General features: G+C 62.1%; 13 protein-coding genes. 7 read left to right on the plus strand and 6 right to left on the minus strand.

What is annotated here, in order from left to right; translation table 11 throughout:
- From PYR65_RS24255 to PYR65_RS24270, 4 genes are all read right to left on the minus strand, one after another.
- Window positions 1-1233, minus strand: coding sequence for a thiamine pyrophosphate-dependent enzyme (locus PYR65_RS24255; RefSeq protein WP_276121301.1), 1233 nt, complete (start codon window positions 1231-1233; stop codon window positions 1-3).
- Between the two features lie 65 nt (window positions 1234-1298).
- Window positions 1299-2426, minus strand: coding sequence for an acyl-CoA dehydrogenase family protein (locus PYR65_RS24260; protein ID WP_276121302.1), 1128 nt, complete (start codon window positions 2424-2426; stop codon window positions 1299-1301).
- Window positions 2427-2451: 25 nt separating this feature from the next.
- Entirely contained in the window at window positions 2452-3639 is a 1188-nt protein-coding gene (locus PYR65_RS24265) for an acetyl-CoA C-acyltransferase (RefSeq protein WP_276121303.1), read from the minus strand.
- A gap of 22 nt (window positions 3640-3661) precedes the next feature.
- A complete protein-coding gene (locus PYR65_RS24270; protein ID WP_276121304.1) occupies window positions 3662-4429 on the minus strand; it encodes a 3-hydroxyacyl-CoA dehydrogenase in 768 nt (255 codons plus the stop codon).
- A 193-nt stretch (window positions 4430-4622) separates the two neighbouring features.
- Between PYR65_RS24270 and PYR65_RS24275 the strand changes: the two genes are divergently transcribed.
- On the plus strand, window positions 4623-5633 hold the full coding sequence (locus PYR65_RS24275) for an AraC family transcriptional regulator (protein WP_276121305.1): 1011 nt from the start codon (window positions 4623-4625) through the stop codon (window positions 5631-5633).
- A 49-nt stretch (window positions 5634-5682) separates the two neighbouring features.
- Here PYR65_RS24275 and PYR65_RS24280 read toward each other — a convergent pair whose 3' ends face one another.
- Window positions 5683-6369 (minus strand): GntR family transcriptional regulator, encoded by a 687-nt coding sequence (locus tag PYR65_RS24280; RefSeq protein ID WP_060636892.1) that lies wholly within the window; start codon window positions 6367-6369, stop codon window positions 5683-5685.
- A 179-nt stretch (window positions 6370-6548) separates the two neighbouring features.
- Between PYR65_RS24280 and PYR65_RS24285 the strand changes: the two genes are divergently transcribed.
- From PYR65_RS24285 to PYR65_RS24310, 6 genes are all read left to right on the plus strand, one after another.
- Entirely contained in the window at window positions 6549-7583 is a 1035-nt protein-coding gene (locus PYR65_RS24285; protein ID WP_276121306.1) for a 4-hydroxythreonine-4-phosphate dehydrogenase PdxA, read from the plus strand.
- A 69-nt stretch (window positions 7584-7652) separates the two neighbouring features.
- Window positions 7653-8642 carry a tripartite tricarboxylate transporter substrate binding protein gene (locus PYR65_RS24290; protein WP_060636586.1) on the plus strand — a complete coding sequence of 330 codons (990 nt, stop codon included), beginning with the start codon at window positions 7653-7655 and terminating at the stop codon, window positions 8640-8642.
- 62 nt (window positions 8643-8704) lie between these two features.
- Window positions 8705-9205: a tripartite tricarboxylate transporter TctB family protein gene (locus tag PYR65_RS24295; protein ID WP_276121307.1), complete on the plus strand. Its 501-nt coding sequence runs from the start codon at window positions 8705-8707 to the stop codon at window positions 9203-9205.
- 33 nt (window positions 9206-9238) lie between these two features.
- Window positions 9239-10777: a tripartite tricarboxylate transporter permease gene (locus PYR65_RS24300; protein ID WP_276121308.1), complete on the plus strand. Its 1539-nt coding sequence runs from the start codon at window positions 9239-9241 to the stop codon at window positions 10775-10777.
- Between the two features lie 39 nt (window positions 10778-10816).
- A complete protein-coding gene (locus PYR65_RS24305) occupies window positions 10817-11770 on the plus strand; it encodes a sugar phosphate isomerase/epimerase family protein (protein ID WP_276121309.1) in 954 nt (317 codons plus the stop codon).
- Window positions 11767-13485 carry a dihydroxyacetone kinase family protein gene (locus PYR65_RS24310; RefSeq protein ID WP_276121310.1) on the plus strand — a complete coding sequence of 573 codons (1719 nt, stop codon included), beginning with the start codon at window positions 11767-11769 and terminating at the stop codon, window positions 13483-13485. Before PYR65_RS24305 ends, PYR65_RS24310 begins: the two co-directional genes overlap by 4 nt.
- A gap of 79 nt (window positions 13486-13564) precedes the next feature.
- On the opposite strand, the gene PYR65_RS24315 is transcribed toward PYR65_RS24310, so the two are convergent.
- The gene (locus PYR65_RS24315; RefSeq protein WP_276121311.1) at window positions 13565-14116 is read right to left on the minus strand and encodes a glutathione peroxidase; all 552 of its coding nucleotides are present in this window, start codon (window positions 14114-14116) and stop codon (window positions 13565-13567) included.
- Window positions 14117-14162: the final 46 nt, after the last annotated feature.

The following is a 14162-nucleotide window of genomic DNA, read 5'->3' on the forward strand; positions in this document are numbered from 1 at the left end:
TCAGTATCCTGCCTTCTGCCGCTGGCGGCGAATATGGGGCGGCATTTCGGCGTAGACGCCCTCGAAGATATCCCGCACGGAAGGTCTGCCGCCGGCATGCAGGGTGCCGTGCACCTCCGCCTGTTTTTGCGCCTGGATCACCTCGTCGAGGATTTCGGCTTCCGCCTGCACATGCCGCTCTTCCGACCAGGCGCCACGCACGATCAGATGTTTCTTCAGGCGCAGGACGGGATCACCGAGCGGCCAGGCTTCCGATTCCGTTTTCGGGCGGTAGGCGCTCGGGTCGTCGGAGGTGGAATGGGCGCCGACGCGGTAGGTGACATATTCGATCAGCGTGGGGCCCAGATTGCGCCGCGCCCGCTCAGCCGCCCAGTGGGACACGGCATAGACGGCGAGATAATCGTTGCCATCGACGCGCAGCGCCGGAATGCCAAAGCCAAGGCCGCGCGCGGCAAAGGTGCCGGAGCCGCCGCGGGCAATGCCCTGGAAGGTCGAGATCGCCCATTGATTGTTGACGATATTGAGAATGACCGGCGCCTTGTAGGTTGAGGCAAAGACCAGCGCCGAATGGAAATCCGATTCGGCCGTCGAGCCATCGCCGATCCAGGCGGCAGCGATCTTGGTGTCGTTCTTGATGGCCGACGCCATGGCCCAGCCGACAGCCTGGACATATTGGGTGGCAAGATTGCCGGAGATAGTGAAGAAGCCATGGTCCTTGGAGGAATACATGATCGGCAGCTGCCGGCCGCGCAGGGGGTCTTTTTCGTTCGAGAAGATCTGGTTCATCATCTCGACCATCGGATAATCGTCGGCAATCAAAAGACCCGCCTGGCGATAGGTCGGGAAGTTCATGTCGCCTTTTTTAAGCGCCTTGCGGAAGGCACAGCTGACGGCTTCCTCGCCCAGATGCTGCATGTAAAAGGATGTCTTGCCCTGCCGCTGCGCCATCAGCATGCGGGCATCGAAGGCGCGCAGCTTCATCATGTTGCGCAAGCCGGTCAGCAATTCCTCATCCGACAGCAGGCCCGCCCAGGGGCCGACCGCTTCGCCATCGCGGTTGAGCACGCGGATGATCGAATAGGCGAGATCGCGGATGTCTTCGGACGCCGCATCGACTTCGGGACGCGGAACGGACCCGGCCTTGGCAATATTGACGTTGGAAAAATCCGGCATGCCGCCGGGCCGGACGGCCGGTTCCGGAACATGAAGGCTCAATTGCGGGAACTCGGTCATGCCTCGTTCTTCCTCCCATTGTAGCCCTGTCTTCCAGTCTCCTCCCGGAAGCAGGGCTCGTTCTCTTATAGACTACGTGCAATCACGATGCGTTGCACGTCGCTTGTGCCCTCATAGATCTGGCAGATGCGGACATCGCGGTAGATACGCTCGACCGGGTAGTCAGACATGTAACCATAGCCGCCATGAATCTGGATCGCATCCGAGCAGACCTTTTCCGCCATTTCCGAGGCAAACAGCTTGGCCATCGACGCCTCCGTCAGGCATGGCTCGCCAGCTTCCTTCAATGCGGCCGCATGCAACACCATCTGCCGCGCAACAGTTATCTGCGTCGTCATGTCGGCAAGGCGGAAGGCGATGGCCTGATGCTCGATGATCGGCTTGCCGAAGGCGATGCGTTCGCGGGCATAGTCGCGCGCCGCCTCGAACGCTGCCCGTGCCATGCCGACCGATTGCGCGGCAATGCCGATCCGGCCGCCCTCGAGATTGGCAAGCGCAATCCTGTAGCCCTCCCCCTCAGCGCCCAGCCGCAGATCGGCGGGAATGCGCATATTGGTGAAGGCGATCTGGCAGGTGTCGGAGGAATGCAGGCCGAGCTTCTGTTCGACGCGCACGACCTCATATCCCGGCGTCTCCGTCGGCACGATGAAGGCGGTGATGCCCTTCTTGCCGGCATCGGGGTCCGTCACTGCAAACACGATGATGACATTGCCGTTCTTGCCGGAGGTGATGAACTGCTTGGCACCATCGAGCACATAATGATCGCCGTCGCGGCGGGCGCGGGTGCGCAGGTTGGACGCATCGGACCCGGCCTGCGGCTCGGTCAGCGCAAAGCCGCCGATCCATTCGCCGGAGGCGAGCTTCGGCAGGAAACGCTGCTTCTGCTCTTCCGTGCCGAATTTCAGGATCGGCACGCAGCCGACGGAACTGTGCACGCTCATGATGGTCGAGCACGGCCCGTCGCCAGCGGCAATCTCTTCGAGCGCAACGGCATAGGCAACCGTCCCGGTTTCCGAGCCATCATAGGCTTCCGGCACCAGCATGCCAAGGAAGCCGAGTTCGCCCATTTCCGTCAGCTCGTCCTTCGGAAAGAGATGCGACACGTCACGCCCGGCAGCGCCCGGCATGAGGCGCTCGCGGGCGAAATCGCGGGCCATGTCGCGGATCTGGATCTGTTGTTCAGACAGGATCATGTCCGGGTCTTCTCCCCTTAAATCCTCAATGCCGCTCAAGCGCGATTGCCGTCGCCTCGCCGCCGCCGATGCAGAGCGAGGCCATGCCGCGCTTCAGATCGTAACGCTCAAGGGCTGCCAGCAATGTGACGATGACGCGCGCACCGGATGCGCCGATGGGATGGCCGAGCGCGCAGGCACCGCCATGGACATTGACCTTGTCATGCGGCAGGTCGAGATCGCGCATCGCAGCCATCGCAACGACAGCAAAAGCCTCGTTGATCTCGAACAGATCGACATCCTTCAAGGCCCATCCGGTGCGTTCGCTGAGTTTCTTCAGCGCGCCGATCGGGGCCGTGGCAAACAGATTGGGTGCCTGCGCGTGGGTGGCGTAGCCCGTGATGGTGGCAAGCGGCGTCAGCCCCCGGCGGTTGGCTTCCGAGCGCCGCATCAGCACCAGCGCGGCGGCGCCATCGGAAATCGAGCTGGCATTGGCTGCGGTCACGGTGCCGTTTTCCCGGAAGGCGGGTTTCAGCGTCGGGATTTTCTCAAGCCGGGCCTTTCCCGGCTGCTCGTCGCGGCTGACGATCTGTTCGGTCTTGCCGGCCTTCACCGTCACCGGCGTGATCTCGGCATCGAACGAACCGTCTTCGATCGCCTTCTTGGCGCGGGTGAGCGAGGTCACGGCGAAATCGTCCTGGGCGGGACGGGTAAACTGGTAGGCCTCGGCGCAGTCTTCGGCGAAGCTTCCCATCAGCCGGCCCTTGTCATAGGCGTCCTCCAGCCCGTCGAGGAACATGTGGTCGATGACACGGCCATGGCCGAGGCGGTAACCGCTGCGGGCACGATCGAGCAGATAGGGCGCATTGCTCATGCTCTCCATGCCGCCGGCCACCGCGATATGGGCGCTCCCGGCCGCAATCAGGTCATGGGCCAGCATGGCCGCCTTCATGCCCGAGCCGCACATCTTGTTGACGGTGCTGGCACCGGTTGCAAACGGCAGGCCAGCGCCGATCGCTGCCTGGCGGGCCGGAGCCTGCCCCTGCCCGGCCGGCAGAACGCAGCCAAACACAACTTCCTCGACCAGGTCCGCTGCCACGCCACTGCGCTCCAAGGCGGCGCGGATGGCGGCTGCGCCAAGTTCGGACGCGGTCGCGCCCTGCAAATCGCCCTGAAAACCGCCCATTGGGGTTCGGGCGGAGCCGACGATGACGATGGGATCCTGCACAGTCATTTTAAAACCTCCCAAGGCCGGTTCAACGCGGCGCCATGCGCAAGGCGCCATCCAGCCGGATAACCTCGCCATTCAACATGGTGTTCTCACAGATATGGCGCACCAGAGCGGCAAATTCATCGGGGCGGCCGAGACGCGGCGGGAACGGCACGCTTTTTCCGAGCGCTTCCTGCGTCTCCGGCGGCATGCCGGCCATCATCGGCGTTTCGAAAATGCCGGGAGCGATGGTGACGACGCGAATGCCGAAACGGGCAAGTTCACGCGCGATCGGCAGCGTCATTCCGACGACGCCACCCTTTGAGGCGGCATAGGCGGCCTGGCCGATCTGTCCGTCGAAGGCGGCGACCGAAGCCGTGTTGACGATAACGCCGCGTTCGCCCTCGCTGTCTGCAGCCCCATTTTGGATGGCAGCGGCGGCAAGACGGATCATGTTGAAGGTCCCGACCAGGTTGATCCCGATCGCCTGCGCAAAACTCTCAAGCCGGTGGGGGCCATCGCGGCCGAGAACCTTTTCGCCCGGCGCAATGCCGGCACAATTCACCAGCCCATGCAGATGCCCGAAGGTCTCAAGCGCCGCCGTAACCGCCGCCTGCCCCTCGGTTTCGCTTGTCACGTCCGTCTTGATGAACCGGGCAGTGGAGCCGAGATCGGCGGCAATCTGCGCACCGGCTTCGCGGTTGACATCGGCGATAACGATTTGGGCGCCAGCTTCAGCCAGCATGCGTGTGACCGCCGCACCAAGGCCGGAACCGCCGCCCGTCACCACGAAAACCTTGCCGGAAACCTTCATAGCGCTGCCCTTCCAATTGGAAGGCGCGCAGCATTTTCGTTTTGATACGTCATGCAGCCTCCCCGCCGCGTTCCGCCCATCATGCCTGATTTCGATCATGGCATATCTTGACTCTACGCTTGCGCGGTATTGCAAGCGATGACAGAACTGTCCTTCATTTTTCAGACAGTTTTGCCATATGAGAGGTAAGCCGATGGTGGATACGGACCGGCGGATGATCTCGCCCTCGTTCGTCGAGGAGGCGCTCTATTGCCTGCGGCGGGCGGGCAAGCCGACGGCGCCATTGCTGGCGTCGCTGGGATTGCCGGCAATGGTCGGTACCGCGATTTCAGCCGAAAGCTACGGTGCCCTTTGGCTGGCGGTAGCGGCGGAGGTGGACGACGAGTTTTTCGGCATGGGCGAGCGGCCGATGCGCAGCGGCAGTTTCACGCTTCTGTGTCATTGCGTCCTGCATGCAAAGACGCTGGACCAGGCCCTTCGCCGGGCGCTGCGTTTTCTCAGCGTCGTGCTGGAAGATCCAAGCGGCGAACTGGTGATCCGCGACGGCCTTGCTGAAATCGTGCTGACGGACAAGGGGAATGCCCGCTCGGCCTTTGCCTACCGCACCTACTGGATCCTGCTGCATGGCATCGCCTGCTGGCTCGTCGGCCGCCGCATTCCGATACGCCGGGTGGATTTCCGCTGTGCAGAACCTCTGGAAGGAGCCGACTACCGGCTCTTCTTCGGTGCGCCCGTGCAGTTTTCACAGCCCGTCAGCTGTCTGGCGTTTGATCGCGCCGTGCTGAAACTGCCGATCGCCCGCACCGAGCAGGCGCTAAAACAGTTTTTGCGCGGTGCTCCTGCGAACATCCTCGTGCGCTACCGCTATGATGCCGGTCTCGCAGCGGGGGTCCGCAAGCGGTTGCGCGATCAGGCACCGGCGGCCTGGGCGGGCTTTGGCGACCTTGCCGCCCAGATGCACATGTCGGCCTCGACGTTACGCCATCGTCTGCAAGGCGAAGGCCAGAGCTTTGCCGGGATCAAGGACGAAATCCGCCGTGATCGCGCCATCGACATGCTGCTGAACAGTGAGGCCAGTGTCGGGGAAATTGCGGCGCAGCTCGGCTATTCCGAGCCAAGCGCCTTTCACCGCGCTTTCCGGAAATGGACGTCCAAGAGCCCGGCGGCCTTTCGGCGCGCGGCTGGAATGCCTGGCGGCGGATAGGGTCGCGATCTCCACGAGGATTGCGTCTGGCGCCGGTGTGCCCGTCGCCTTACAGTGACGCCTTCACCCTGTCCCAGGCGTTGAACAGGTGCCGGCCAAGAACTTCGGAGAGGCCGGCCTTGTCACGGGCTTCGAGTGCCGCAATCATTTCCTCATGTTCGCTGACGGCGGCCGCCCATTTTTCGGGGCCTTCATGGCCGATGAAGCGGATGCGCTTCAACCGGGTCTGCAGCATGGCATGGATATCAATGAGCGAACTGTTTTGCGCCAGCCGGACGATCGCGGTGTGGATGTCCTGGTTGAGCTTGTAATATTGCAGCCGGTCGGCGGCCTTGTAGCGGTCGATCATCTCGTCGTGCAGGGCCCGGACATGGGCGATCTCGGCATCGGTCGCCGCGTCGCAGGCAAGACGCCCGGCGAGTTCTTCCAGCGTGCGCAGCACCGTCAGCATGTCGTGCACATCTTTCGGACTGAAGCGTTTCACCACGGCACCCCGGCTCGGCACCAGTTCCACCAGCCCCTCGCTGGCGAGATATTTGATGGCCTCGCGCAGCGGCGTGCGCGACACGCCGAGCTGTTCGCCAAGCTGACCTTCATGCAGCCGGGTGCCGGGCTCCAGGTCCCCTTCGATGATCATGTCGCGCAGGTGATTGACCAGCGTGTCATGCAGCGCCATGCGCCGGATCGGCCCGGCGCTTCCATCGGCGCGGCGTTGCAATGTGGAGATATCGTCCATGTCTATGCCCATCCGCTCTGCCGCGTTGAGTGTCTGAATCGTTTTTCACGCATTGCGACCATGAAGTCCGCCCGTTCCGGCGTCAACAAAAAATGCTGCATACAGAATACAAAAGACTTGATGCAGAATTTTGAATGACGTATGACCATGGCAACAGCATGAAGCGGAGGACCTTCACCATGACCCTAAATACCGACGATGCGCGTCCCGTCATTGCGCTCGCCATGGGCGATCCTGCGGGCATCAGCCCTGAACTGACCGCCAAGCTCATTGCGATGGAAGACATCCGCGATGCGGCCCATCTGGTCGTCATCGGCGATCGCCGCATTCTGGACGAGGGTGCGCAAAGCGCCGGGCTGACGCTCGATCTCGCCTCCGCAACGCTTGAGACTTTCGAAAGTGCAGGCACGCAAAAGCACGTGTTCATCGACCTCGCCCATCTCGACCCGGCAGATGTCGATCGCGGCGAAGCGACCCTTGCGGGCGGCACCTTTGCCACCACGAATTTCCGCACGGCCCTGCAATTGGCCGACACGGGCCGGGCGCAGGCGGTCTGCTTCACGCCGTTCAACAAGAAGGCAATGCGTTTTGCCTATCCTGGCTATGACGACGAAATCCGTTTCGTCGCCGATGTCATCGGCTTTACCGGCAAGGTGCGTGAGTTCAACGTTCTGGACAAAGTCTGGAATGCGCGCGTCACCTCGCATATTCCGCTGTCGGAAGTTGCCGCCAGTCTGTCGGTCGATGGTATCCTGGCGGAAATCGAATTGACGCGGCAATGCCTGAAGGCGGCCGGTTACGAGAACCCGCGCATCGCGGTCGCAGGCCTCAACCCGCATGCCGGCGACGGCGGCAGCTTCGGCATGGAAGAAATCGATGTTATCGAGCCGGCCGTACAGTTTGCCCGCCAGCGCGGATGGGATGTCGAAGGCCCCTTCCCGGCCGATACCGTCTTCCTGCGGGCACTGAAGGAAGGGTTTCAGGCGGTCCTGACCATGTATCACGACCAGGGCCAGATCGCGATGAAGATGATGGGTTTCGACAAGGGCGTTACCATGATGGGCGGACTGCCATTCGCCCTGTGCACGCCCGCTCATGGCACGGCATACGACATTGCCGGCAAGGGCATCGCCGATGCCGGAGCAAGCCGTGAGGCCATTCTTCTGGCTGCGCGCATGGCGAAAAGAAGTGCGGCGCAGGCCGCCGCTGCCTGAATTCGAACGGTTTTCGTTTCTACCGGCGTGGAGGAGGTCCACGCCGTCCAATCAACGGAGGAGTCTAAGATGAAAAATTCGGTCTCAATCGCATGCATCATGGCAGCCGCGTTCGGCGTCGCTGCCCCGGCCATGGCCTTCGAGCCCAACCGTCCCGTCGAGTTCGTCGTGACGGCCGGTCCCGGTGGCGGCACGGATATTTTTGCCCGCACCATCCAGTCGATCATCGCCAAATATGAGCTGATGAAAGCGCCTGTCGTCGTGACCAACAAGGGCAGCGCCGGCGGTGCGGAAGGCTTCGTCTATACCGCAGGCTACAAGGGTGATGCCTATAAGCTCGCCTTCGGCACCAACAATGCCTACCTCCTGCCGGTCCGTGCCAAGGTTCCCTACAAATCGGAAGACCTGACGCCGGTCGCAGCCCTTGCCGCCGATGAATTCGTGCTCTGGGTCAACGGCAAGGCCGACATCAAGACAGCCGCCGATTTCGTTGAAAAGGCGAAGGAATCCGGCAATTACAAGGTTGGCGGCAGCCAGTCGAAAGACGTCGACCAGATCCTGACCTCGATGATCAATGAGGCCTCGGGCACCAAGCTCGGCTATATCCCGTTCAAAAGCGGCGGCGAAGCAGCCGTTCAACTGGCCGGCGAGCATATTGCCGCCAACGTCAACAATCCCAGTGAAAATCTCGGCCAGTGGCAGGCAGGCATGGTCAAGCCGGTTTGCGTGTTCAAGTCCGAAAAGCTGAAGAGCGACGGCAAGGTTGCCGGCGAACTCGGCTGGGGCGATATCCCGACCTGCAAGGAAAGCGGCATCGCGATCGAAAACTATTCCATGCCCCGCACCGTCTGGCTGCCTTCCGGCGTCGAGCAGGACGTTGTTGATTTCTACGCCGGCGTGTTGAAGAAAGTATCGGAAACGCCGGAATGGGCCAAGTATCTGACGGATACGTCGCAGTCGGCTGATTACATGAGCGGCACCCAGCTTGCCGATTTCATCAAGACCAACGAGGCTTCCGTGACGCAAGTGCTGACGCGCGAAGGCTGGCTGGCCAACTGAACCCATCAAGGTTCCCTGCGGGCGCTTTCACGGCGTCCGCATTCACCGGAAAGGTTTGAACGATGAGCGAGAACAGCGCCAGGGGTTTGTCCCGTTTCGCGATGGAAATCGGCGTCGCCCTGTTGACCGGCGCCTTCGGGGCCGCAGTCTGCTACGGATCGGCCGAGGCCGGTACCGGCTGGACCGACATGGGGCCGGACGCAGGGTATTTTCCCTTCTATATCGGCCTTCTGATCCTGTTCGGGAGTGCCGCAAATCTGATCGGTGCCTTGATCAAGCATCGGGGCACAGGCGAGATTTTCTTTGAGGCGGCGCGCTTCAAGGTGGTTCTGTCGTTCCTGCTGCCACTCGTCGCCTTTGCTACGGTCTCGACGTTTCTCGGTCTTTACATCGGAACGGCGCTTTATATCGCCGGTGCGATGACATTCCAGGGCCGTTACAAATGGTGGATCGGCCTGCCTGCGGGGATCACCGTCTCGCTTCTCTTCTTCGTCATCTTCGAAATCGGCTTCAAGGTTCCGCTCCTGAAAGGTCCGGTCGAGGCGTGGTTCGGGATCTACTGATCCCGCCGCCTTGTAGTCTTTAGGAGGAAAGACATGGAAAATATCGGTCTCCTGATCGACGGCTTCGGCCATATCCTGAGCTTCAATCATATTCTTTTGATGATGCTCGGCGTTACGCTCGGCATTCTCGTCGGCGTGCTTCCCGGTCTTGGTGCGCCCAACGGCGTGTCGCTGCTTTTGCCGCTGACATTTTCGATGGACCCGATTTCCGCGATCATCCTATTGTCCTGCATGTACTGGGGCGCCCTGTTTGGCGGATCGACGACGTCGATCCTGTTCAATATTCCCGGCGAGCCATCGTCCGTCGCCACGACCTTTGACGGCTACCCGATGGCGAAATCCGGCCAGGCAAGCCGGGCGCTGACGCTCGCCTTCGTCTCTGCCGGGATCGGGGCGCTGGCCGGCGTGGTGATGATCACGCTGCTGTCCGGCTGGGTCGCCAATTTTGCGCTGCGCTTCTCGTCACCGGAATATTTCGCCGTCTATTTCCTCGCCTTTGCCAGCTTCATCTCCATGGGTGCGCAATCGCCGTTCAAGACGCTGGTTTCGATGATGCTCGGCTTTGCGCTGGCATCGGTCGGCATGGATACGATCTCCGGCAATCTGCGTCTTACCTTCGATATTCCCGAACTGATCAAGGGTGTCTCCTTCCTGATCGCCGTCATGGGCCTGTTCGGCATTGGCGAACTGCTTTTGACGACCGAGGAAGGCCTGCGCTTTGAAGGCATCAAGGCGCGCGTCAAGCTTTCCGAGATCGGCCGCACGCTCAGGGAGATGCCGCGCTACTGGTTCACCATCCTGCGCTCCACCATCATCGGCATCTGGATGGGCATCACGCCTGCCGGTCCGACAGCCGCATCCTTCATGAGCTACGGCGTTGCCCGCCGTTCGGCCCGTGACAAGTCGATGTTCGGCAAGGGTGATCCGCGCGGGATCGTGGCGCCGGAAACGGCCGACCATTCGGCAGGAACCTCGGCCCTGCTGCCGATGTTGGCCCTCGGCGTTCCCGGCTCGGCCACCGCCGCCGTCATGATGGGCGGCCTGATGATCTGGGGTCTGACGCCTGGCCCGACGCTGTTTACCGACCGGCCGGATTTCGTCTGGGGTCTGATCGCCTCGATGTATCTCGGCAATATCGTCGCCGTGATCCTGGTGCTTGCCACCGTTCCGCTTTATGCGTCGATCCTGCGCGTCCCCTTTGCGATCATTGGTCCGATCATTGTCGCCGTCATCTTCTCCGGCGCCTACCAGGTGGCGAATTCCGTCCTGGATATCTGGCTGGTCATCGCCTTCGGCCTGCTCGGCTATATCTTCAAGAAGCTGGAATATCCGCTGGCACCGCTGGTTCTCGCCATGGTTCTCGGCGACAAGGCCGAAGACGCGTTCCGCCAGTCGATGCTGATGTCGAACGGCGAACTCTCGATCTTCTGGTCGAACAGCCTCGTGTCCGGCCTGATGGCTTTGGGCCTTGCGCTGCTCCTGTCGCCGCTGGTGTTCTGGCTGATCGGACTTGCCCGTGGCGGCAAGAGGGACGCAAGCCCGCCCGTCGATGATGGAAAACCGGTGGCCTGAGCGGCCGCCGCATCTCCCGGATCTGTGAAGGATGACACCATGACCGCTGAACCGCGCCGATGGAACAGAGAGACCTGGCCGATCGCGGCCGCGATGATCCAGTATCCAAACACCCTGCCCGACGGGCGTTCGGTGCAGGATCAATCGGCCGAGGAATGGAAAGAAACGCTTGCCGATGTCGTTGATGCCGGTTTTACCGAGCTTGACCCGACCGATAGCTGGCTCCGGCTTGCCGACCTTTCGCCCGCACGGCTCGACGCCTTCATGGCGTTGACGCGGTCGCTGGGGCTGACGATCCCCGCGATCTCGACGGCGCGCCGCAGCGTGATCGACGCAAAGTTTGGCGACGAGTACCTCGCCTATGGACACCGGGTCATCGATACTGCCAAGGCGATCGGCGCCGGGTCCGTGTCCTTCGGCCTGTTCGAGCCGTTGACGGAGGCGCAGAAGAAGGCGCTGTGGTTCTGGACCGTCGATGGCGCGAAAAACCCGGACGATGTGGCGACATGGGGCAAGGCCGTGTCGCGGATACGGGAATTGGGACGTCACGCCGAGGAACTCGGCATCGAGCTGGCATTGGAGATGTACGAGGATACTTATCTGGGCACGGCGGAAAGTTCGGTCCGTTTTGTCGAGGAGATCGGCCTAGCCAATGTCGGGATCAACGCGGATCTGGGCAATCTCATCCGGCTGCACCGCCCGGTCGAGCACTGGCAGGAAATGATGGCGAAGGTCGCTCCCTATGCGAAATACTGGCATGTAAAGAACTATACCCGCACCGAGGATCCGGCATCGGGCGTCATCGTCACGCATCCCGCCCCACTCGAATCAGGTATCATCAACTATCGCGCCGCCATCCGCATGGCGCTGGCCCACGGCTTTTCGAGCCCTTTCCTGTGTGAACATTATGGCGGCGACGGGCTATCCGTCAGCGCCGCAAACCGCAATTATCTGAGGCGCATCCTGCCTCAAGACCAAGGACAGACGTCATGACGACAATTTTCGATGAACCCGAGGATTTCGCAACCGCTGCACTTCAAGGCTTTGCCGCAATCTACGGCCGCTACGTCCGCCATGTGAAGGGCGGCGTGCTGCGCTCGACCAAGGTTCCAAAGGGCAAGGTCTCGGTGGTGATCGGCGGCGGCTCCGGTCATTATCCGGCTTTCGCCGGTTATGTCGGTCCGGGCCTTGCCGATGCGGCAGTGGCGGGCGATGTATTTGCCTCCCCCTCGACGGCGGCAGTGGCGCGCGTCTGCCGCCATGCGGACCAGGGCGGCGGCATCCTGCTGGGTTTCGGCAATTATGCCGGTGACGTCCTGAATTTCGGCGTTGCTGCCGAACGGCTGAGGGCTGAGGGCATCGACGTGCGCATCGTGCCGGTCACCGATGACGTGGCGAGTGCGCCGATGGATGCGGCGGCAAAGCGCCGGGGCATTGCCGGCGATCTCGTCGTCTTCAAGATTGCCGGGGCTGCGGCGGAAGCCGGCATGAACCTCGAGGAGGTCGAGCGTCTGACGCGTCACGCCAATGACCGCACCGTGTCCTTCGGCGTCGCCTTCAAGGGCTGCACGCTTCCGGGCGCTTCCGGTCCGCTGTTCACGGTTCCGCATGGCCAGATGGCCCTCGGTCTCGGCATTCACGGCGAGCCGGGCATCCGGGAAGAGGCCATTATCCCCGCCAAGGATCTGGCCAAGCTCCTGACGGACAAGCTGCTGGCCGAGCGCCCTGCCGGGACGACAAAGGCCGGCGTCATCCTCAACGGCCTGGGGGCGACGAAATATGAAGAGCTGTTCGTGCTCTGGACGTCGGTTTCGGCGCTTCTCAAGAATGCGGGTCTGGACATCGTCGCACCGGAAGCGGGAGAGTTCGTCACCAGCCTCGATATGCAGGGTTGCTCGCTGACGCTGCTCTGGCTCGACGATGAGCTGGAAAGCCTCTGGTCGGCCGCCTGCGACACGCCTGTGCTGCGCCGTGGCGCAACCTTTTCGACGCAGCCGGCAACCGATGCGCTGGATGATAGCGAAGGAAAGATGGTGTTCGCGCCCGCTTCCGAAGCATCCAGACAGGGTGGTGAATGCGTCGCTGGCCTACTTGCGGTCATCGCTGCAGCGCTGAAAGATGCCGAAGACGAACTCGGGCGGATCGATGCGCAGGCAGGCGACGGCGACCATGGGCAGGGCATGCGGCGTGGTTCGGCTGCCGCAGTCGATGCTGCCAACGCGGCCGTTGCCGCAGGAGCTGGTGCCGCGAGTGTTCTGGCCGTTGCCGGTGACGCCTGGGCCGATAGGGCCGGCGGCACATCCGGTGCGATCTGGGGACTTCTGCTGCGCTCCTGGAGCAACGCGCTGAGCGACAATGATGCGATCGCGAAGGATGCCGCCGTCAAGGGCGCCCGGCTGGCGCTGGATGGCGTGACCCGGCTTGGCCGCGCCCGGCTCGGCGACAAAACGCTGGTCGATGCGCTGATCCCGTTTGTCGAAGCGCTGGAGCGTGAGGCAGGATCGGGGAAATCGCTGCCGCAGGCGTGGTCTTTGGCGGCAGAGGCTGCAAAAACCGCAGCGGATGCGACCTCAGCGCTCACCCCGAAACTCGGCCGCGCCCGGCCGCTGGCTGAAAAAAGCATCGGCCATCCCGATGCCGGAGCGATCTCGCTGGCGCTCGTTGCGCGGGTGGCCGCAGATTATATCGAGAAGAATTCGGCGCGATAATTCGCACCGCATTTGTTACGACCGGCTTTGCGTTTACCGCATGGCCGGTCGTTCACGTTTCCGAATGGATTGCACCGTCTCAACTGCGCTGTGACAACTCCCGATCGATCGCCGAGACAAGACGTGCATCCTCAGCGGTGACATCCGGTGAAAAGCGGGCGGTGACCTTGCCGTCACGGCCGATCAGGAATTTTTCGAAATTCCACAGGACGTCGGCTTTGTTTTCCGGATCCACGCCATAGCCCTTCAGCCGGTCGCGCATCGGACCTTCGCCGATGGCGTCGGGTACAATGGCCGTCAGGCTGCGATAGAGCGGGTGAACGCCCTCCCCCTTGACGGAAATCTTAGCAAAGATCGGAAACTGTACATCATAGGTGCTGGTGCAGAATTCGACGATCTCGGCTTCCGTTCCCGGCTCCTGCTCCATGAAATTGTTTGCGGGAAAGGCAAGGACGACCAGTCCCGCATCACGCTTGGCCTCAAACAGCTTTTCCAGGCCCTCATACTGAACCGTCAGCCCGCATTTCGATGCGACGTTGACGACCAGCATCACGCGGCCACGAAATTCGGCGAGGGTCGTCAAGCGGCCGTCGGCTGTCTTGACCGGGATATCCAAAGGGGAAGATGTCACGTTGTCCACTCCGCTCCCTGTGATGATCAGGAAGACCGGGGGGAGC

The sequence above is a fragment of the Pararhizobium qamdonense genome, from assembly GCF_029277445.1.
Classification (GTDB): Bacteria; Pseudomonadota; Alphaproteobacteria; order Rhizobiales; family Rhizobiaceae; genus Pararhizobium; species Pararhizobium qamdonense.

What these genes read in the sequence shown, in the direction of transcription:
- PYR65_RS24255 (WP_276121301.1), bottom strand. Translation starts at nt 1,233, where the DNA reads ATGACCGAGTTCCCGCAATTGAGCCTTCATGTTCCGGAACCGGCCGTC.
- PYR65_RS24260 (WP_276121302.1), bottom strand. Translation starts at nt 2,426, where the DNA reads ATGATCCTGTCTGAACAACAGATCCAGATCCGCGACATGGCCCGCGAT.
- PYR65_RS24265 (WP_276121303.1), bottom strand. Translation starts at nt 3,639, where the DNA reads ATGACTGTGCAGGATCCCATCGTCATCGTCGGCTCCGCCCGAACCCCA.
- PYR65_RS24270 (WP_276121304.1), bottom strand. Translation starts at nt 4,429, where the DNA reads ATGAAGGTTTCCGGCAAGGTTTTCGTGGTGACGGGCGGCGGTTCCGGC.
- PYR65_RS24275 (WP_276121305.1), top strand. Translation starts at nt 4,623, where the DNA reads ATGGTGGATACGGACCGGCGGATGATCTCGCCCTCGTTCGTCGAGGAG.
- PYR65_RS24280 (WP_060636892.1), bottom strand. Translation starts at nt 6,369, where the DNA reads ATGGACGATATCTCCACATTGCAACGCCGCGCCGATGGAAGCGCCGGG.
- PYR65_RS24285 (WP_276121306.1), top strand. Translation starts at nt 6,549, where the DNA reads ATGACCCTAAATACCGACGATGCGCGTCCCGTCATTGCGCTCGCCATG.
- PYR65_RS24290 (WP_060636586.1), top strand. Translation starts at nt 7,653, where the DNA reads ATGAAAAATTCGGTCTCAATCGCATGCATCATGGCAGCCGCGTTCGGC.
- PYR65_RS24295 (WP_276121307.1), top strand. Translation starts at nt 8,705, where the DNA reads ATGAGCGAGAACAGCGCCAGGGGTTTGTCCCGTTTCGCGATGGAAATC.
- PYR65_RS24300 (WP_276121308.1), top strand. Translation starts at nt 9,239, where the DNA reads ATGGAAAATATCGGTCTCCTGATCGACGGCTTCGGCCATATCCTGAGC.
- PYR65_RS24305 (WP_276121309.1), top strand. Translation starts at nt 10,817, where the DNA reads ATGACCGCTGAACCGCGCCGATGGAACAGAGAGACCTGGCCGATCGCG.
- PYR65_RS24310 (WP_276121310.1), top strand. Translation starts at nt 11,767, where the DNA reads ATGACGACAATTTTCGATGAACCCGAGGATTTCGCAACCGCTGCACTT.